The 18,846-nt window shown below is 66.6% G+C and carries 21 protein-coding genes; 14 read left to right on the top strand and 7 right to left on the bottom strand.

What is annotated here, in order from left to right; all coding sequences use genetic code 11:
• Positions 1-103 precede the first annotated feature (103 nt).
• The 12 genes from FHT32_RS21535 (at position 104) to FHT32_RS21480 (ending at position 11,442) form a co-directional block, all read left to right on the top strand.
• Complete coding sequence (locus tag FHT32_RS21535; protein ID WP_176666652.1) at positions 104-1,642, top strand: sigma-54-dependent Fis family transcriptional regulator; 1,539 nt, start codon at positions 104-106, stop codon at positions 1,640-1,642.
• Positions 1,639-2,154 carry a hypothetical protein gene (locus tag FHT32_RS34815; protein ID WP_218088361.1) on the top strand — a complete coding sequence of 172 codons (516 nt, stop codon included), beginning with the start codon at positions 1,639-1,641 and terminating at the stop codon, positions 2,152-2,154. Before FHT32_RS21535 ends, FHT32_RS34815 begins: the two co-directional genes overlap by 4 nt.
• Positions 2,155-2,432: 278 nt before the next feature.
• Entirely contained in the window at positions 2,433-2,660 is a 228-nt protein-coding gene (locus tag FHT32_RS21525) for a hypothetical protein (protein WP_256099115.1), read from the top strand.
• Between the two features lie 132 nt (positions 2,661-2,792).
• Positions 2,793-3,983, top strand: coding sequence for a substrate-binding domain-containing protein (locus FHT32_RS21520; protein WP_176666650.1), 1,191 nt, complete (start codon positions 2,793-2,795; stop codon positions 3,981-3,983).
• 243 nt (positions 3,984-4,226) lie between these two features.
• A complete protein-coding gene (locus tag FHT32_RS21515; RefSeq protein WP_176666649.1) occupies positions 4,227-5,687 on the top strand; it encodes a fibronectin type III domain-containing protein in 1,461 nt (486 codons plus the stop codon).
• Positions 5,688-5,736: 49 nt separating this feature from the next.
• Positions 5,737-6,501: an ABC transporter ATP-binding protein gene (locus tag FHT32_RS21510; RefSeq protein ID WP_176666648.1), complete on the top strand. Its 765-nt coding sequence runs from the start codon at positions 5,737-5,739 to the stop codon at positions 6,499-6,501.
• A complete protein-coding gene (locus tag FHT32_RS21505; protein WP_176666647.1) occupies positions 6,498-7,226 on the top strand; it encodes an ABC transporter ATP-binding protein in 729 nt (242 codons plus the stop codon). Before FHT32_RS21510 ends, FHT32_RS21505 begins: the two co-directional genes overlap by 4 nt.
• Positions 7,223-8,206 (top strand): branched-chain amino acid ABC transporter permease, encoded by a 984-nt coding sequence (locus tag FHT32_RS21500; RefSeq protein ID WP_176666646.1) that lies wholly within the window; start codon positions 7,223-7,225, stop codon positions 8,204-8,206. The genes FHT32_RS21505 and FHT32_RS21500 overlap by 4 nt, the downstream gene beginning before the upstream one ends.
• Before the next feature lie 19 nt (positions 8,207-8,225).
• Positions 8,226-9,293 (top strand): branched-chain amino acid ABC transporter permease, encoded by a 1,068-nt coding sequence (locus FHT32_RS21495; RefSeq protein ID WP_176666645.1) that lies wholly within the window; start codon positions 8,226-8,228, stop codon positions 9,291-9,293.
• Positions 9,290-10,174: an alpha/beta fold hydrolase gene (locus FHT32_RS21490; protein WP_176666644.1), complete on the top strand. Its 885-nt coding sequence runs from the start codon at positions 9,290-9,292 to the stop codon at positions 10,172-10,174. Before FHT32_RS21495 ends, FHT32_RS21490 begins: the two co-directional genes overlap by 4 nt.
• A 65-nt stretch (positions 10,175-10,239) precedes the next feature.
• Complete coding sequence (locus FHT32_RS21485; protein WP_176666643.1) at positions 10,240-10,746, top strand: DUF1993 family protein; 507 nt, start codon at positions 10,240-10,242, stop codon at positions 10,744-10,746.
• 132 nt (positions 10,747-10,878) lie between these two features.
• On the top strand, positions 10,879-11,442 hold the full coding sequence (locus tag FHT32_RS21480) for a thioredoxin family protein (protein ID WP_176666935.1): 564 nt from the start codon (positions 10,879-10,881) through the stop codon (positions 11,440-11,442).
• 18 nt (positions 11,443-11,460) lie between these two features.
• Here the strand turns inward: FHT32_RS21480 and FHT32_RS21475 are convergent, their stop codons facing one another.
• The 3 genes from FHT32_RS21475 to hemH are packed head-to-tail and all read right to left on the bottom strand — an operon-like array spanning position 11,461 to position 14,458.
• Entirely contained in the window at positions 11,461-12,570 is a 1,110-nt protein-coding gene (locus FHT32_RS21475) for a hypothetical protein (RefSeq protein ID WP_176666642.1), read from the bottom strand.
• Positions 12,567-13,415 carry a bifunctional 2-polyprenyl-6-hydroxyphenol methylase/3-demethylubiquinol 3-O-methyltransferase UbiG gene (locus FHT32_RS21470; RefSeq protein ID WP_176666641.1) on the bottom strand — a complete coding sequence of 283 codons (849 nt, stop codon included), beginning with the start codon at positions 13,413-13,415 and terminating at the stop codon, positions 12,567-12,569. Before FHT32_RS21470 ends, FHT32_RS21475 begins: the two co-directional genes overlap by 4 nt.
• On the bottom strand, positions 13,412-14,458 hold the full coding sequence (gene hemH / locus FHT32_RS21465) for a ferrochelatase (RefSeq protein ID WP_176666640.1): 1,047 nt from the start codon (positions 14,456-14,458) through the stop codon (positions 13,412-13,414). The genes FHT32_RS21470 and hemH overlap by 4 nt, the downstream gene beginning before the upstream one ends.
• Before the next feature lie 15 nt (positions 14,459-14,473).
• Between hemH and FHT32_RS21460 the strand changes: the two genes are divergently transcribed.
• Positions 14,474-15,220 (top strand): HAD family hydrolase, encoded by a 747-nt coding sequence (locus FHT32_RS21460; RefSeq protein WP_176666639.1) that lies wholly within the window; start codon positions 14,474-14,476, stop codon positions 15,218-15,220.
• A gap of 129 nt (positions 15,221-15,349) precedes the next feature.
• Here FHT32_RS21460 and FHT32_RS21455 read toward each other — a convergent pair whose 3' ends face one another.
• A complete protein-coding gene (locus FHT32_RS21455; RefSeq protein WP_176666638.1) occupies positions 15,350-15,655 on the bottom strand; it encodes an NIPSNAP family protein in 306 nt (101 codons plus the stop codon).
• A 139-nt stretch (positions 15,656-15,794) separates the two neighbouring features.
• On the opposite strand from FHT32_RS21455, the gene FHT32_RS21450 reads away from it, so the two are divergent.
• Complete coding sequence (locus FHT32_RS21450; RefSeq protein ID WP_176666637.1) at positions 15,795-16,436, top strand: LysE family translocator; 642 nt, start codon at positions 15,795-15,797, stop codon at positions 16,434-16,436.
• Between the two features lie 19 nt (positions 16,437-16,455).
• Here the strand turns inward: FHT32_RS21450 and FHT32_RS21445 are convergent, their stop codons facing one another.
• The 3 genes from FHT32_RS21445 to FHT32_RS21435 are packed head-to-tail and all read right to left on the bottom strand — an operon-like array spanning position 16,456 to position 18,835.
• Positions 16,456-16,764, bottom strand: a complete 309-nt coding sequence (locus tag FHT32_RS21445; protein ID WP_176666636.1) for a hypothetical protein — start codon at positions 16,762-16,764, stop codon at positions 16,456-16,458.
• Positions 16,761-18,023: a hydroxysqualene dehydroxylase HpnE gene (hpnE, locus tag FHT32_RS21440; protein ID WP_176666635.1), complete on the bottom strand. Its 1,263-nt coding sequence runs from the start codon at positions 18,021-18,023 to the stop codon at positions 16,761-16,763. The genes FHT32_RS21445 and hpnE overlap by 4 nt, the downstream gene beginning before the upstream one ends.
• Positions 18,020-18,835, bottom strand: a complete 816-nt coding sequence (locus FHT32_RS21435) for a hypothetical protein (RefSeq protein ID WP_176666634.1) — start codon at positions 18,833-18,835, stop codon at positions 18,020-18,022. The genes hpnE and FHT32_RS21435 overlap by 4 nt, the downstream gene beginning before the upstream one ends.
• Between the last annotated feature and the right edge of the window lie 11 nt (positions 18,836-18,846).

Here is an 18,846-nt window from a genome sequence, read left to right as displayed (position 1 = left end):
ATTGATTAACTTAAGGCTTCCTGAAGGTCTTTGCCGACCTGTGCTCGCCGAAGCGAATCCTTAAGACTTAAGGTGCGGATCCGGCCCGCGCTACGATTCCGCCATGCCTGCAGCCTCCACCGCAACACCCTCGCTGCCTCTCGATGCCGAGGGCATTCTCGCGCTCGCCGCGCGCTCGATGTTTCATTTGTTTTCCAGCATCAGCCAGGGCATGTTCCTGGTCGACAGCACCGGGCGCATCGTGTGGGTCAACGAAGGCTACCGGCGCTTCCTGCCCGCGCTGGGCTTCTCGTCCATCGACGAGTTCATGGGCCACATGGTGGAGGACGTGATCCCCAACACGCAGATGCGGCGCGTGCTCGAGACCGGCGAGCCCATCCTGGTCGACTTGCTGACCAACAAGGCCGGCACCTTCGTCGTCAGCCGCATTCCGCTTCGCGAAGAGCGAGAGGGAGGTGAGGGAGGAATGGGCAAGGTCATCGGCGCCATCGGCATCGTGCTCTTCGACCAGCCCGAGACCACGCTTCAGCCGCTCATCAGCAAGTTCGCGCTGCTGCAGCGCGACCTCGACGATGCGCGGCGCGAGCTCGCGAGCCAGCGCAACAACCCGCTCTACCAGCACTCGGCCGACGGCCAGCGGCGCTCCAAGTACACCTTCGCGAGCTTCATCGGCAGCAGCCCCGCCGCGGTGGAAGTGAAGCGGCATGCGCGGCGCGCGGCGCAATCGACGAGCCCGGTGCTGCTGCTGGGCGAGACCGGCACCGGCAAGGAGCTGCTGGCGCATGCCATCCACGCATCGTCCGCGCGTGCCAAGGGCCAGTTCGTCAGCGTCAACATCGCGGCCGTGCCCGACACGCTGCTGGAGGCCGAGTTCTTCGGCTTCGCGCCCGGCGCCTTCACCGGTGCCGACCGCAAGGGCCGCGAAGGCAAGTTCAAGCTGGCCGACGGCGGCAGCCTCTTCCTCGACGAGATCGGCGACATGCCGCTGGGCTTGCAGGCCAAGCTGCTGCGCGCGCTGCAGGAGGGCGAGATCGAACCGCTCGGCTCCAACAAGCTCGTGCCCTTCGACGCCCGCGTGATCGCCGCCACCTCGCGCGACCTGCCCGAACTCGTGCGCCGCGGCCAGTTCCGCGAAGACCTGTACTACCGCCTCAACGTGCTCCCGCTGCGCGTGCCGCCGCTGCGCGAGCGGCGCGCCGACATTCCCGCGCTCGTCGAGGCATTGGGCGAGGACATGGCGCTGCGCAGCGGCGAAGCGCCGCCCGAACTCACGCCCGACGCGCTCGCGCTGCTCGCCGGCCAGCACTGGCGCGGCAACATTCGCGAGCTGCGCAACGTGCTGGAGCAGGTGACGATGCGAAGCGACTCGCAGCGCATCGACGCCGTGCAGCTCGAACGCATCCTGCGCGAAGCCGGGCTGGAGCAGATCGAGCTTCCCGCCACCTTGCAGAGTGCGCACGACGCGGATGAAGAAGCTGCGTTGCTGCGCCCGCTCGCGCAACAGGTGGCCGAGCTGGAGCGCAAGGCGATCGCGGCGGCGCTGGCCTCCACGGGCGGCAACAAGCTGGCGACGGCGCGGCTGCTCGGGATTTCGCGGGCGACGTTGTATGAGCGGATGACGAGCCAGGAGCGGTCGACATGAGGCCGCTGCCTGCCATGCGCCAGATCGGCCGCGGCGACATCGAGGCTGGCGAGCGCTTGATTGCCGTCGAGATGCCGTACCCGGAGTTCGTCAGGCGATTCGGCGCAAAGCACTTGGATCAACCCGCTGACTGGGATGCGCCGGGACCGGTCGAGCTATGGTTCTTTGAGCTTCCTTGGGGGCACAGGATCACTCTTGAGCGCCACAAGTCCATCGACTTGTTCAACATCTACCTCGAGTGCCTGGAGATCGAGGCTGTGCTTGATTTTCTTGAATTGAGAGCGTTCGAGATACACGTCGAGGCTTTCATGGTGGAACTCTTGCGGACGAAATATCCTGTCTACACGAAGGATCTGGAGCCCTGCCGCCTCTTTCGGCTGGACGACAACGGCAACCGCATCCTGATGCACGAGTACGAGAGCCGTCGGGTCGCCGACTACTACCAAAGAGTCTATGAGGGCAGGGGCCACAAGCAGCTCTACTGGGTCGAGGGTGTGAGCGAGGGGCACTGAGGCCCGAAGGCCGGGCGATACTCCCGCCCTGGATGAAACCCCACCCGATATCCCGATGACCAAGACCCCTTCCCGCACTGCTGCAGCAAGCAGCAACTCAAGGTGCCCGAGGTCTGGAGCTCGATCTGCAGGGGCAGCTATCGGATGAGGCTGGTCTACTTCGTTTCGGGCGCCGACTGCACATCGATGCGCCTGAAAATCAAGGAGTGCGCAATCCTATGAGCGTCAAGGCCCTACGCTCCACCTTCGGCCCCAACTGCCATTGGTGCGGCCTGACCATGGACTTCGACGAGCCCGCGGGCCGGCCGGAATCCGCCACCGTCGAGCATCTGGTCGATTCGACCTTCGGCGGCATCCGCTCGTCGAAGCATCGGCGACTCGCGCACGCGGCCTGCAACCATGCGCGCAACGAGTTCCGGATGCAGGCCGAGCGGCAGTTCGAGCAGTGGATCGCCCAGCGCAAGGCCTCCGCGAAAACCCTGACTGAAAATCAGGCAATCGACTGAAATTCAGACATTGCAAGTGTTCTGAATTCAGCCGGAAAGCGCTTCTCCCGAATGGAGAAGCGTTTGTTATCAATGGCTTAGCGGATGGCACGAACTGTGCAATATTCAGTCACCTTTTTCAGGAGACAAAGAATGAACCGTCGCCACCTCGTCGCCCTGGCCGCGCTCGCCGCCTGCACCGCGGCCACTGCTCCGGCCTGGGCTCAGTCCAACGAAATCCGCATCGCCCACATCTACAGCAAGACCGGCGCGCTGGAGGCCTACGGCAAGCAGACCCAGACCGGCTTCATGATGGGCCTGGACTACGCCACCGGCGGCACGATGACGATCAACGGCAAGAAGCTGGTGGTCATCGAGAAGGACGACCAGGGCAAGCCCGACCTCGGCAAGTCGCTGCTGGCGGCCGCGTATTCCGACGACAAGGCCGCGCTGGCCGTGGGCCCGACCGCCTCGGGCGTCGCGCTGGCGATGCTGCCGGTGGCCGAGGAATACAAGAAGATCCTGATCGTCGAGCCCGCGGTGGCCGATTCGATCACCGGCGACAAGTGGAACAAGTACATCTTCCGCACCGGCCGCAATTCGAGCCAGGACGCGATCTCCAACGCGGTGGCCATCGACAAGCCCGGCGTCACCGTCGCCACGCTGGCGCAGGACAACGCCTTTGGCCGTGACGGCGTGAAGGCCTTCGGTGCCGCGCTCAAGAAGGCCAAGCTGGTCCATGAGGAATACCTTCCGCCCACCACCACCGACTTCACGGCCGGCGCGCAGCGCCTGATCGACAAGCTCAAGGACCAGCCGGGCCGCAAGATCATCTGGATCGTCTGGGCGGGCGCGGGCAACCCGTTCAAGATCGTCGACCTCGACCTCAAGCGCTACGGCATCGAGATCGCCACCGGCGGCAACATCCTGCCGGCCATGGCTGCCTACAAGGCGCTGCCGGGCATGGAGGGCGCGGCCTACTACTACTTCGGCATTCCGAAGAACCCGGTGAACGAGGCGATGGTCTCGGCCCACTACAAGGAATTCAAGACGCCGCCCGACTTCTTCACTGCCGGCGGCTTCTCCGCCGCGATGGCGGTGGTGACGGCGCTGAAGAAGACCAACGGCGACACCAACACCAACAAGCTCATCAGCACGATGGAAGGCATGAGCTTCGACACGCCCAAGGGCAAGATGACCTTCCGCAAGGAAGACCACCAGGCGATGCAGTCGATGTACCACTTCAAGATCAAGGTCGACCCGGCGTTCGCCTGGGGCGTGCCGGAGCTGGTGCACGAGATCAAGCCTGAAGAGATGGACATCCCCATCAAGAACAAGAGGTAAGAACTCGCCCCCAGGCTGCGCGCACTTCGTGTCGCTACGCCAACCCCCTACCGGGGGCAACACCTGCGGCCCGGCAAAGCCGGTTCCGCGGTGTTCCTTGAATGTTCCAAGTTCGCCCCGGATGGCCGCCGGGCGAAGCGCCAGCCTGCGCATTTCTTCGCGGCGGCGTGTTGTTCCCTCGGCCGATTCGATTCGTCAGTCAGCAAAGCAAGCGTTCGATACCCACAACACAAGGAGACAGCGATGCAAGCGATGAAATGGAAGAAGTGGAAGAACTGGAAGGCGCTCGCCGCGGCCGCGGCGATGACGGTGGCGGCGCATGCCGCGCAGGCGGCGGTGCCGCTGCCCGCGCTCGGTGCCAACCCGGCGGAGGTGAGCGTGTCGGGCCTGTCGGCCGGCGGCTTCATGGCGGTGCAACTGCACGTGGCGTACTCGGCCACCTTCAAGCGCGGCGCGGGCGTGGTGGCCGGTGGGCCTTACTACTGCGCCGAAGGTTCGGTGCTCAATGCCACGGGGCGCTGCATGACGCACAGCACCAGCATCCCGGTGTCCTCGCTCGTGAGCACCACCAACAGCTGGGCCGCCAGCGGCGCGATCGACCCGGTGTCGAACATGAGCGGCTCCAAGGTCTACATGTTCTCGGGCACCTCGGACAACACCGTCAAGCAGCCGGTGATGGACGACCTCAAGACCTACTACCAGAGCTTCGTGCCCGCGGCCAACGTGGTCTACAAGAACAACATCGGCGCGGGCCACGCGATGGTCACCGACGACTACGGCAGCGCCTGCAGCACCACGGCCGCGCCCTACATCAACAACTGCGGCTTCGACCTTGCGGGCGAGATCCTCACGCAGCTCTACGGCCCGCTGAACCCGCGCAACAACGGCACGCTGGGCGGCACCTTCACCGAGTTCAACCAGTCGGAATTCATCTCCGGCCACGGCATGGCCGCCACGGGCTGGATCTACGTGCCGCAGGCCTGCACCACCACCTCGTGCCGCGTGCACCTGGTGCTGCACGGCTGCAAGCAGAACTACACCGACGTGAGCGACCAGTACGTGCGCAAGACCGGCTACAACCGCTGGGCCGACACCAACAACATCGTGCTGATCTACCCGCAGACCAGCACGGCGGCCACCAACAGCTGCTGGGACTGGTGGGGCTACGACAACGCCAACTACGCGAAGAAGTCGGGCCCGCAGATGGCCGCGATGAAGGCGATGATCGACCGCGTCACCGGCTCCTCGGGCGGCAGCGGCCTGCCCGCGCCCACCGGCGTGGGCACATCGGGCGCGACCGCCAACAGCATGGTGATCGCCTGGAACGCCGTGAGCGGCGCCAGCGGCTACAACGTGTACCGCGGCGGCAGCAAGGTCAACGCCTCGCCGGTGACCACCACCAGCTACACCGACACCGGCCTGGCCGCCTCGACCACCTACAGCTGGACCGTGTCCGCGCTGAACGCGAGCAACGTCGAGGGCGCCATGTCGTCGGCTGCCACCGGCACCACCACCGGAGGCGGCAGCGGCGGCACCTGCTACACCGCGAGCAACTACACGCACACCATCGCCGGGCGGGCCTATGCCTTGTACGGCCTGACCTATGCGTACGGCTCGAACCAGTCGATGGGCCTGTGGAACATCTACGTGACGACCACGCTGAAGCAGACGGGGCCCAACTACTACGTGATCGGGACCTGTTGAGGCAGGCCGGTCTTCTTTCCTGTTTTCCGATTCGCAATGACCAACGACGATGCTTGAGACCCGAGATCTGACCATCCGCTTCGGCGGGCACGTGGCCGTCAACAGCGTGAGCTGCGCCTTCGCGCCGGGCACGCTGACGGCCATCGTCGGCCCCAACGGCGCGGGCAAGACCACCTACTTCAACCTGATCTCGGGCCAGCTCAAGGCGAGCGCGGGCACGGTGTCGCTCGACGGGCAGTCGTTGTCGGGCCTGTCCCCCTCGGCGCGCACGCACGCGGGGCTGGGGCGGGCCTTCCAGCTCACCAACCTGTTCCCCAACCTCACGGTGCTGGAGAACGTGCGCCTCGCGGTGCAGGCCACGCGCGACGGCGCGCACCGGCGCGGGCTCAACCTGTGGAGCATCTGGAGCGACCACAAGGCGCTGACCGAGCGCGCCGACCAGATCCTGGCCGAGGTGGCGCTGAAGTCGCGCGAGCACGCCACGGTGGCGAGCCTGCCGCATGGCGACCAGCGCAAGCTGGAAGTGGCGCTGCTGATGGCGCTGGAGCCCAAGGTCTTCATGTTCGACGAGCCCACGGCCGGCATGAACGCGGCCGAGGCGCCCGTCATCCTCGACCTGATCCGCAAGCTCAAGAAGGACAAGACCAAGACCATCCTGCTGGTCGAGCACAAGATGGACGTGGTGCGCGAGCTCGCCGACCGCATCATCGTGCTGCACAACGGCACGCTGGTGGCCGACGGGGAGCCGGCCGAGGTGATCGCCTCGCCGGTGGTTCAGGAGGCCTACCTGGGCGTTTCGAAGGAGGCCGCATGAGCACGAACAACCTGCTGACCCTCGAGGGCGTGCACACGCACATCGGGGCGTATCACATCCTCCACGGCGTCGACCTCGCCGTGCCGCGCGGGCAGCTCACCATGCTGCTGGGCCGCAACGGCGCGGGCAAGACGACCACGCTGCGAACCATCATGGGCCTGTGGCATGCGTCGCAGGGCAGGGTGCGTTTTGGTGACAAGGAAATCACCACGCAGCACACGCCGCAGATCGCCGGCCTGGGCATCGCCTACGTGCCCGAGAACATGGGCATCTTCTCCGACCTCACGGTGAAGGAGAACATGCTGCTGGCAGCGCGCGGCGCGAAGAACGCGGCGCAGATCGACGACACGCGGCTGAAGTGGATCTTCAAGCTCTTCCCCGCGGTCGAGAAATTCTGGAACCACCCGGCGGGCAAGCTCTCGGGCGGGCAGAAGCAGATGCTGGCGGTCTCGCGCGCGATCGTGGAACCGCGCGAGTTGCTCATCATCGACGAGCCCAGCAAGGGCCTCGCGCCCGTGATGATCAACAACATGATCGACGCCTTCGCCGAGCTCAAGCGCAGCGGCGTGACGATCCTGCTGGTGGAGCAGAACATCAACTTCGCCCAGCGCCTGGGCGACACCGTCGCGGTGATGGACAACGGGCGCGTGGTGCATGCGGGCTCCATGGCGGAGTTTTCTGCTAACGCGCAACTTCAGCAATCGCTGCTCGGACTGGCTCTATGAAGAAACTCGAATTCGACTGGCGGCCGTTGCTGCTGGCCCCAGCGCTCGCACTGGCCGCGCTGCCGCTCACCGGCTCTTTCTCCACCTGGCTCACGCTCACGGTGGCGGGGCTCGCCATGGGCATGATCATCTTCATCATCGCCTCGGGCCTCACGCTGGTGTTCGGTCTGATGGACGTGCTGAACTTCGGCCACGGCGTGTTCATCGCGCTGGGCGCCTTCGTGGCCAGCAGCGTGCTCGGCCTGATGGGCGACTGGACGGGCTCCGGCGAGCTGTGGCGCAATCTGGTGGCGGTGTTCCCGGCGATGCTGGTCGCGATGGCCATGGCCGGCGCAGTCGGGCTGGCCTTCGAGCGCTTCATCGTGCGGCCGGTGTACGGCCAGCATCTGAAGCAGATCCTCATCACCATGGGCGGCATGATCATCGGCGAGGAGCTCATCAAGGTGATCTGGGGCCCGGCGCAGGTTCCGCTGCCGCTGCCCGAGGCGCTGCGCGGCTCGCTGCTGGTGGGCGATGCGGCCATCAGCAAGTACCGCCTGCTCGCGGTGGCCGTGGGCGTGGTGGTGTTCGGCGTGCTCGCATGGACGCTGGGGCGCACCAAGATCGGCCTGCTCATCCGTGCCGGCGTGCAAGACCGAGAGATGGTCGAGTCTCTCGGCTACCGCATCGGGCGCCTCTTCGTCGGCGTGTTCGTGGTCGGCAGCGCGCTGGCCGGCCTGGGCGGCGTGATGTGGGGGCTGTTCCAGCAGAACCTGGTGCCGCAGATGGGCGCGCAGGTCAACGTGCTGATCTTCATCGTGATCATCATCGGCGGGCTGGGCTCGACGGGCGGGGCGCTCATCGGCGCGCTGCTGGTGGGGCTGATGACCAACTACGTGGGCTTCCTGCTGCCCACGCTCACGCAGTTCGCGAGCATTTTCCTGATGGTGGCCGTGCTGCTGTGGCGCCCGCAGGGCGTGTACCCGGTGGCGAACCGTTGAAGAAGGGGAGGAAGAAAACATGTTCCTGAAACGACTCCTCTCCAACGACATGCCCCGCAGCCGGCTGCTCGCCGTGCTGCTGCTGGCGGTGTTCGTCGCGCTGGCCTTCGCGCCATTCATCTTCCCCGGCGTGAAGGCGCTGAGCGTCGCGGCCAAGATCCTGGTGTTCGTGGTGCTGGTGGCCAGCTTCGACCTGCTGCTGGGCTACACGGGCATCGTGAGTTTCGCGCACACCATGTTCTTCGGCATCGGGGCCTACGGCATCGCCATTTCGGCCTCGCGGCTCGGGCCCAACTGGGGCTCGGTGCTGGTGGGGCTGGGCGCGTCGCTGGCGATCTCGCTGGTGCTGTCGTTCGCCATCGGCCTGTTCTCGCTGCGGGTTCGCGCGATCTTCTTCGCGATGATCACGCTGGCCGTGGCCTCGGCCTTCCAGACGCTGGCTTCGCAGCTGTCGGACTTCACCGGCGGCGAGGACGGCCTGACCTTCAAGCTGCCGGAGCTGATCTCGCCTAGCTTCGAGTTCGCCGAAGAGCCTTTCCTCGGCGTCTCGCTCGACGGCCGCCTGCTGTGCTACTACCTGCTGTTCGTGGCGGCGGTGGTGCTGGTGCTGGCGCTGCTGCGCATCGTGAACTCGCCCTTTGGCCGCGTGCTGCAGGCGATACGCGAGAACGAGTTCCGCGCCGAGGCCATCGGCTACCGCGTGGTGGTGTATCGCACCACGGCCGCGGTGCTGTCGGCGCTCTTCGCCACGCTGGCCGGCGCGATGCTCGCGATCTGGCTGCGCTACAACGGGCCCGACACCTCGCTGAGCTTCGAGATCATGATCGACGTGCTGCTGATCGTGGTGATCGGCGGCATGGGCACCATCTACGGCGCTGCCATCGGCGCGGTGCTCTTCGTGGTGGCGCAGAGCTACCTGCAGGACCTGCTGCGCATCGGCAACGAGGCCGCCAGTGGCCTGCCGTGGCTGGCGGCGCTGCTGTCGCCCGACCGCTGGCTGCTGTGGCTGGGCGTGCTGTTCGTTCTTTCCGTCTATTACTTCCCCACCGGCATCGTCGGAAAACTGCGAGCAAGGGCAACGCGATGAGCGACAACCACATTCCCCTGTCCCGCTACGCCCAGCTCGCGGGCCGCGAGATCCACTGGCTCGAATGGGGCGCGCCCGAGGCCCCCGTGGTCATCGCCTGGCATGGCCTGGCGCGCACCGGCCGCGACATGGACGAGCTGGCCCAGCATTTCGCCTCGCGCGGCTTCCGCGTGATCTGCCCCGACACCATCGGCCGTGGGCTGAGCCAATGGAGCCCGCTGCCCGACGAGGAATACACGCTCGCGTTCTATGCGCGCATCGCCAACGCGCTGTGCGACGAGCTGCGGCTCGGGCGCGTGCACTGGGTCGGCACCTCGATGGGCGGCGCCATCGGCACCGTCTGCGCGTCGGGCCTCTTCGAGCCGCGCATGAAGGCGCGCATCGCGAGCCTGGTGCTCAACGACAACGCGCCCGAGCTGGCGCAGCCAGCCATCGAGCGCATCCGTGCCTATGCGGGCAGTCCGCCCGCCTTCGATACGGTGGCCGAGCTGGAGGCCTTCTTCCGCACGGTCTACAAGCCCTACGGCTGGCTCAGCGACGCTCAATGGCGCCGCCTGACCGAGACCTCCACGCGCCGCCTGCCCGACGGCCGCGTGACGCCGCACTACGACCCGGCCATGGTCCGGCAGTTCAGCGCGCACGACAACGACTACCTGATCTGGCCGCACTACGACGCCATCGAGGTGCCGGTGCTGTGCCTGCGCGGAGCCGAGTCAGACCTGGTGCTGCCCGGCGTGGTCGAGGAAATGAAGCGCCGCGGCCCCGGCGCGGCCGGCAGGCTGCAGGTGATCGAAGTTCCTGCCTGCGGTCACGCGCCCGCGCTCAACGTGCCCGAACAACTTGAGCCCATCGAGGGGTTTATCCGCGCGGCCGGCCGCTGAGGCTGCGGCGGCGTGACAATCGCCGCCCACCTCAACCACAAGGCCGAGACAAGGCCTCGAACACCATGGCGCTCTCGATGTACGACCTGTCCGTGCCCGTCTTCACGCGCGGACTCGGCCAACTCACCCATATCCTCGACAAGAGCCTCGCGCACGCGAAGGCCAACGGCATCGACCCGGCCACGCTGGTCGATGCGCGCCTCGCGCCCGACATGCTCACGCTGGTCGGCCAGATCCAGCGCGCGAGCGATGCCTCCAAGCTGGGCACGGCCCGCATCGCCGGCATCACCGCGCCGAGCTTTGCCGACGAGGAGAAGACCTGGGACGACCTGGTCGCGCGCATCGCGAAGACGCAGGACTTCCTGGCGGGCGTCGATCGCGCCCTGATCGACGGCCACGAGGACCGCGCCGTGACCATCAAGACCCGCGAAGGCGAGGCGACTTTCACGGCGCAGCGCTACCTGCTGCAGTTCGCGCTGCCCAACTTCTTCTTCCACGTGACCACGGCCTACGACGTGCTGCGCCACAAGGGCATGCCGATCGGCAAGCTGGACTATCTGGGCAAGTTCTGACCCGGGCGGCCTTCACGCCGCCGGGACAAAGTTCAAATTGCCGTGACACATGCGCACGCCCGGCGTGCGCCGCGAACAATCGAGCCTGACCGCTTTCGGTCTGACATTCGAGCGAGGTTCGCGATCATGAAGATGTTGTCCAGAAGGGCGTTCTCGGGACTCGCCGTCGGCTCCTCCGCGCTCGCGGCTGCCGTGGGCGGTGCGTGGCCGGTGCGCAGCGCGCTGGCCGCGTCGCCGGGGTTGCGGGACTACGGCAAGGCTCCCGAGTTCACCGGTATCGACAAGTGGCTCAACTCGGAGCCGCTCACCATGCAGGGCCTGGCGGGCAAGGTGGTGCTGGTCGATTTCTGGACCTATTCCTGCATCAACTGCATCCGCACGTTGCCCTACGTGGTGGGCTGGTACGAGAAGTACAAGGAGCGGGGCTTCGTGGTGGTGGGCGTGCATTCGCCCGAGTTCGCCTACGAGAAGTCGACGCGCAACGTGCAGGACGCGATCCAGCGTTTCGGCATCCGCTACCCAGTGGCGCAGGACAACGGCTTCAGCACCTGGAAGGCCTACAACAACCAGTATTGGCCGACCTTCTACCTCGCCGACAGCAACGGGCAGGTGATGCGGCGCCATTTCGGCGAAGGGGAGTACGCCGAGATGGAGGCCGCGATCGAGGCGCTGCTGGCGCGCAGGCCGCCGGCCTGAGCCCGGGCTGAGCCAGCTTTACTTGCCCGATTCGACGATGCGCCGCACCGCGGCCTTGCCTGCGGGCGTGAGGACCGGGTCGAGATCGGCGTAGGGCACTTCGACCTCGATCTCGCAGCCGTTGCCACGGGCGGGCTGGGCGAAGCGCATGCCCTCGGCTTCCAGCGTCAGGTCGTAGTAGGCGCCTTCTTCGTGGTTGGACTGGCAGTTGTCCTCGGCCTTCGACGCGTCGATGCCCGCGTAGCGGAACAGGAAGCGGCGCAGCTTCGGCGGCATCGAGCCGCCTCCGGTGCCGGATATTCGCCCCTCGGTCGGGCGCGACTTCGACAGCGAGCGCAGGCCGAACCAGGACCACGGATCGACCTGCTTGCCCGTCTGCAGGTCCCAGGTGCGATAGAACCAGGAGATGCCATTGCGGCCCATGCCGGCCGCCCAGGTGTAGTTGCGGATGCTGAGCCACTGCGAGGTCCAGTACTCGGGCTCGGCAGTGTTCTCGTCCTCCGCAGGCACGCCGACGCGGTCGAGGAATTCGCGTCGCTTGTCGAAGTACGCCTTGACCGCGTCCTTGCTGGTGTCGAAGTCGCGCCGCAGTTCGCGGTTGATGGCCGCCAGCGTGGGCTCGGGGCCGGAGAGCTCGACGGTTTCCTGGCCCGCGAAGCGCAGGCGACGGAAGCTGCGGCCGGGCGCGTATTCCTCCTTCTTGCCGACTTCGATCTTCGGCGGCGCTTCGAGCTGGCCCGCGTAGCCGTCGCTGCCGCAGGCCCGGTCGCCGCCCGTTGCATCGGCAAGGTCCAGCTTGATGGGCAGCGTGACGGGCGTGCCCTTCACGTTCTTCCAGGTGCCGGTCAGCGTGTTGCCCTTGGCCGGGTCCAGCGACCACAGGCCGGTGTCGCCGGCTTCGTGCCAGAAGCTGTCCTTCTCGGTGCGGCTCAGCGGGATCGCCTTGCGGTACTGCTTGTAGAAGTAGCTGCCGCTACGGAACTCGGCATTGAAGCAGGCCACGATGGCCTTGGTGCCGAGCGTGCCTTCCCACACGCCCTTGGGCACGTCCGCGGTTGCGGCCGCGCAGGGCAGCAGGGGCAGCAGCGGGAGCAGGCCGGCGAGGCACCGGGCGTGGAAATTTTTCATGGCTTACGGGCGGAGATCGAATACATGAGCGGGATGCGCGGCATGCCCTCGGGCGGCGCCATGCGGCGCCCGCCGATGTCGCGCATGCCCTCGAAGGGCTTCCAGCCGTTGGCGTACGGATACTCGTCGAACTGCTCGATGACGAGGCCGGCCCGCGACAGCGCGGTCGTCACCTGGCCCACGCCCCAGGTGAACTCGAAGCTCGGATGCGGGTTGCTGAAGTTCTCCACGCCGCGCTCGTAGCCTTCGCGCACCAGGCCGTCGCCGGACTCGGCCACGTAGTCGCTCACGCCCTGTTCGGGCACGGCGGCCTCGTTGAAGTAGTCGTAGTGGAACTTCCAGTCCTGATCGAACACCAGCGCGAAGGGGTGGAACTCGACGATGACGAAGCGTCCGCCGGGCTTGAGCATCTGCGCCACACCGCGGGCCCAGGCGGCGATGTCGGAGAACCAGCAGAGCGTGCCGTACGAACAGAACACGATGTCGAAGCGCTCGCCGCGTGCCTGCGCATCACGGAAGTAGTCGTAGACGTCCGAGCGCACGAAACGCGCCGCAATGCCCGACTGCTGCGACAGCCGCGCCGCGAAGTCGACGGCTTCGTCGGAGATGTCCACGCCCGTCACATCGGCGCCCATGCGAGCGATGCTCAGGCTGTCCTGGCCCGCATTGCACTGCAGGTGCAGCACCGACAGGCCCTTCACGTCGCCGAGCAGACCGGCTTCCTCTGGAAAGAGCGTGGAGCCCCCGTTGCGGAAGAAGGCAGCCTGGTCGCCCTTGTGGCTGTTGTGCGCGAGGGTGGCCGCGTTCCATGAGAGCCGGTTGGCTTCGTGCAGGTCTTTCTTCATCGGGCAGTGGGCGCCGTCTGCGTGGGCCAGCCGGCAAGGTTGCGTTCGGCGATGCCCGCGAGCGCGGTGATCCATGCGGGGCTGTCGTTGAGGCAGGGGATGTAGCTGAAGGCTTCGCCTCCCGAGTGCAGGAAGGCTTCGCGGCCTTCCATGGCGATTTCTTCCAGCGTCTCGAGGCAGTCGGCCGGGAAGCCCGGGCACACCACGTCGACACGCTTCACGCCGGACGCGCCGAGTTCGCGCAGCGTGGGCTCGGTATAAGGCTCCAGCCATTTGGCCTTGCCGAAGCGCGACTGGAAGGTCACGCGGTACTGCGCGCTCGAAAGACCGAGCCGCGCGGCGAGCAGGCGCGCAGTTTCGAGGCACTGCGCCTGGTAAGGATCGCCCAGTGCGATGTTGCGCGCGGGAATGCCGTGGAAGCTCATCAGCAGCACTTCGCCGCGAGCCTCGGTCTTCCAGTGCTTTTCGATGCTCAGGGCCAGCGCGTCGATGTAGGCCGGGTCGTCGTGGTAGTCGTTGACGAAGCGGAATTCGGGCACGCGGCGCTGCTTGCGGCTCCAGGCGTTCACGGCGTCGATCACGCTCGCGGTGGTGGTGCCCGAGTATTGCGGGTAGGCCTGCAGCACCAGCACGCGGCCGACGCCTTCGGCCTGCAGCGCGTCGAGCCGGGAGGCGATGGAGGGGCTGCCGTAGCGCATCGCGTCGCGCACCGTCGCGCGGTGGCCGCGCTCGCCGAGCCATCCGGCCAGCAGCGTGGCCTGCTTCTGCGTCCATACCTTGAGCGGCGAGCCTTCGCGCATCCAGATGCTCGCGTACTTGGCTGCCGACTTGGCCGGGCGCGTGCGAAGGATGATGCCGTGCAGGATCGGCGCCCAGACCGCCTTCGGAATCTCGACCACGCGCGGGTCGCCCAGGAAGTCGGCGAGGTAGGGGCGCACGGCGGCGGCGGTGGGGGCGTCGGGAGAGCCCAGGTTGCACCAGAGCACGGCGGTGCGAAGGGAACCGGGGGTACTCGGGGCGGCGTTCTCGTGGGTCGAAGGCATGCGATATTCTCGGGCATGACTTCCGCTTCCCCGGTGCCCACAGGCGCCGCGCCTCTCGATCTCAAGCCTCTGGACCTCAAGCGTATTTCGGCGATCTCGCTGGACCTCGACGACACCCTCTGGCCGATCTGGCCCACCATCGAACGCGCCGAGGCCGTGCTGCACCAATGGCTGCTGCGCGAAGCGCCCAAGACGGCCACGCTGCTGATGACCCCGGGCATCCTTCGCGAGCTGCGCGAAGCCACTGCCAAGGAGCGTTCCGATCTTGCGCACGACCTGAGCGCGCTGCGCCGCGAGTCGATCCGCACCGCGCTCACTCGCGCGGGCGAAGACCCGGCGCTGGCCGAGCCGGCCTTCGATGCCTTCTTCGCCGAGCGCCAGCGCGTGACGCTGTACGACGACGCGCTGCCTGCCCTGAAGTGGCTCAGCGAACGCTATCCGCTGGTGGCCATCTCCAACGGCAACGCCGACATCCACAAGACGGGCGTGGGCCGCTGGTTCCGCACCGCCTTCAATGCGCGCGCCTTCGGCAGCGGCAAGCCGCACGCGCCCATCTTCCGCGCCGCTGCCGCATCGGTGGGCCTGCTGCCCAAGGACGTGCTGCACGTGGGCGACGATGCCGAGCTCGACGTGGTCGGCGCGCTCAACGCCGGCATGCAGGCCGCCTGGCTGGTGCGCGACGAGCGGCCCTGGGTGCACGGCGCGCGGCCGCAGCTGATCGTGCCGAACCTGCACGCCCTGTGCATGGCGCTCGACGGCTGAGGCGTCAACGGGTCCGACAAGAAACTTGGTTCATTCCAGGAACACTGCGGAACCGGCTTTGCCGGGCCGCTGGTGTTGCCCCCTGCAAGGGGGTTGGCGAAGCGACACGAAGTGCGCGCAGCCTGGGGGTTAGCCAAATACCGGCCGGAAGAAGCTGCGTTCGTAGCTGAGGATGCAGCGCGTCTCTTCCGCGTACTTGAACGCGGCCTGGCATTCGGGGTCTTCCATCGAATCGGCGCGGTACTTCTCGTAGGCCGCCAGGCTCGGAAAGCTGAACATCGCCAGCGCCACGTTGTTCGTGCCCTCCGACGGCAGGAAGTAGCCGTGGTGCTTGCCGCCGAACTTCTCGACCAGCGGAATCCAGAGCCGGCCGTAGTGTTCGAATTCCTTGAGCTTGTAGGGATCGACGATGTAGCGCAGGTAGCAGGTGACCATGGTGGTTCGATTGGTGTCGGGTTGAGGGGCGCGCAGGGGTATTGGCGCGGCGCCAGCGATGAGGCGCCGGGCTGACTATAGTTTCCCGTTCGTCCCTCAACGTCTTTCTTGCGGCTTCGCGCCGGGCAGGATCTCTGAAGTGCATCTCTCCAACTGGCTCATCTTCTGCGGCGTCACGCTGCTCGTCGCCTTCACGCCGGGACCGGCCGTGCTGCTGGCGGTCTCGAATTCGATGAGCGTGGGCCCGCGACGCGCGATGATCAGTTCGCTGGGCAATGCAACAGGACTGTTCGTGGTGTCGGCCGCCGCGATGGCTGGGCTTGGCGTGGTGCTCTCCACCTCGGCCCATGCCTTCATGCTGCTCAAGCTGGCCGGCGCGGCCTACCTGATCTATCTGGGCATCAAGCAGTGGCGCAGCCAGGGCAGCGTGTTCGCCGATCTGCAGGGTTCTTCGGCGGCGGCCTCGCCGCGTTCGAGCTGGCGTCTGTTCGGGCATGGCCTGACGGTGGCGCTGACCAATCCCAAGGGCATTCTTTTCTTCTCGGCGCTGTTCCCGCAGTTCCTCACGCAGGATGCACCGCTGGCCATGCAGTTCGCTGTGCTGACGACGACCTTCGCAGCCGCCTCGGTGTTGTCGCATGCGTTCTACGTGCTGCTGGCGCGCCTGCTGCGCAGGCAACTGTCGGACCCGCGCCGTACGCGGCTGTTCAACAAGCTGTCGGGCGGCGCCTTCGTGCTGTTGGGGCTGAGCCTGCTGCGGCTGCCCAACAAGACGGCCTGATTCGCTTTTCTCAGCTTCTTCAGTCGAGCGCGAACTGCTCGCGCAGCGCCGCGCAGAAGTCGGCCGTGCCGCTGAGCGAGAGGGTGCACGTGACGAAGCGTGCGTCTTCTTCCTGCGCCTGCTGCAGGTCGTAGTCCCAGACACCGCCTTCCTCGAGTGCGCCGCGCGCATCGGGGAACACGGCTTCGGCCCAGGCCAGCACCTGCGCGATCTCGGCCTGGACCTCGGGCGTCCTGTCGGGCGTGGTCGAAGCCATCGCGTCGAAGGTGCCATGGCCTTCGGTGTCTTCGCTGTAGTCGAAGTCGAGGTAGCGCAGTTCGGTCGTCATGGTGTCGTCAATGCTCTCGCGACGGCCAGTCCGCTGAGGACCGCGCCTTCGAGTGTGGCGGGGTAGGGGCCTTCGACATAGTCGCCGCAGGCCTGCAGGCCTGGTGCGATGGCCGAGGGCGGCCGCGCGAGGCCCGGTGTGCAGGCGAAGGTGGCGCGCTTCTCGACCACGGTCTGCACGAGCCGCAGGTTCGCTTGGCCCAGTTGCGCGGCGGCTTGGGCAATGACCTGTTCTTCCAGCACTTCGCGCGACGCCTCGTTCGCACTCACCACCATTGCGAGCACGCCTTGCAGGCCGCCGAGCTGGCTCCTGTCGAAGACGAACTGCGCCGGTGCCGTGGCCGGATCGCTGCGAAGCGCGAGCATCGGCTCGGCGAGCGTCGTCGCGCCGCGCACGTAGACGGTGGCGATGGCCTCGAAGCGCAGCGCCTCGGTGGTCTCGCACCAAGGGTCCGCGGGCAGGTTGGACGCGCGCACCAGCCGGGCGGCATCCCAGGGCGCGCAGGCCAGCACGAGCTGATCGAAAGCTTCGCCGTCGACCAGCCATCGCCCGACCTCGGATGAAATGGCGCGGACGCGGGTGCCGATGCGCACGGTTGCGCCGCGCTCTAACAGCCACTGGATGGCGGCATCCGGCAGCAGCGCGCCCAGATCGGCGCGCGGCAGCAGCAGGTCCGCACCGCCGCTGCCACTGAAAAGCGCATCCTTCAGCACGCGCAGGAAAACCTCGCCGCTCGACTGCGCCACGGGCGTGTTGAGCGCGGAAACGCACAGCGGCTCGATCAGTTCCCGCATCACGCGCGGAGTGAGTCCGGCACAGAGATCGGCAACCGTCGTGCCGCGCTCACAGCGAAAACCCGAGAGCCTCCAGCCCACGGCGGTGCGCAGCAGCGACGACTTGTCGCGCCACGTCCAGCCGCGCGCCGTGAAGATGCCCGCAAGCAGATCGAGCGGCGCCGGCAGCCGCGGCAGCTTCAGTCCGCCCCCGTCGGCGAAACGCAGCGACAGAGGCAGCCGCAGCAGCACGCCGTCGACATCCACGCCCACATCGCGCATCAGCTGCAGCGTGGCGGTGTACGCACCGATCAGGATGTGCTGGCCGTTGTCCAGCGCCAGCCCGTGCATGTTGTCGACCCGCCGCGCCCGCCCGCCCGGCGTGTGCGCCGCCTCGAACAGCGTGACGGCATGTCCGAGCCGCGTGGCCTCCACCGCGCAGGCGAGGCCGGCCCAGCCGGCGCCGATGACGGCGGTCGTTCTCATTGACAGTCGCGTGGAAGCAGCACGCGGTCGTAGTAGGGGGCCAGATCGTCGTCCGGCTTGGCGCATCTCACGAAGCACCTATACGTCAAAAGCTCGATGCGCTCGCTTCTTGTCAATCCATCCTCGCGCAGCGCCTGATTGCGATCGTTCAAGTCGTACTTGCCATCTGCGTTGAAGAGCAGCTTGTCACCCACGATGTAGTCACGCCTGAATTGCGTTCGCCATTGCGAATTGGAGCCCCAGCCGTCTGCCAGATCCTCACGGCGGCGGAACTTGCGTCGATGCGCCCAGTACAGCGTTGACGATGTTGCGATTTCAGGGTTCAGCGTGCCAGCCAGGCAGGACACGGCAACACCGGCGCGCGAGAACATCATGGGGCCAAGCATGAGTGCGGGCCAATCAATCCGTTCAAGATCGATGTAGTCGCTGCGAGGCCGGAGAGGAGCGGCTTCGACGATGTCGACGATCTCGTGGAAAAAAGGCGAGTAGGCGGGCTCGTCAACCACGCGAAAACCCAGGCCGGTCATGAACGCGAGGTACTCGAGCAAGGTCAGCGTCGGCCCTTCCCAACTGTCGTAGGTTCCCCGCTGAAAAGCCATCAACAAGATCTCGTTGATGCGAGACAGCGCGTAGAGGCGCCAGGAGTCTTCGATGGCGATCGGCTCCGGCGACGTCTGCTGTGCGAACGCCGTCAGCCAGCCGCGCTCCCTTTCCATCCAGGGGCAGAGCAGTTCGTGGAAAAGGTTGGCCTTCGGGTCGGAGTTCAGGATCGCCCTGAAGAGGCCCACATGCGAAAGTTCGGATGCATCCATCTGACCGGGCG

Source organism: Variovorax sp. SG517 (assembly GCF_013376045.1).
Taxonomy (GTDB): domain Bacteria; phylum Pseudomonadota; class Gammaproteobacteria; order Burkholderiales; family Burkholderiaceae_C; genus Variovorax.
Note: the sequence above shows the minus strand (reverse complement) of the source record. Positions and strands in the feature narration are given on the sequence as shown.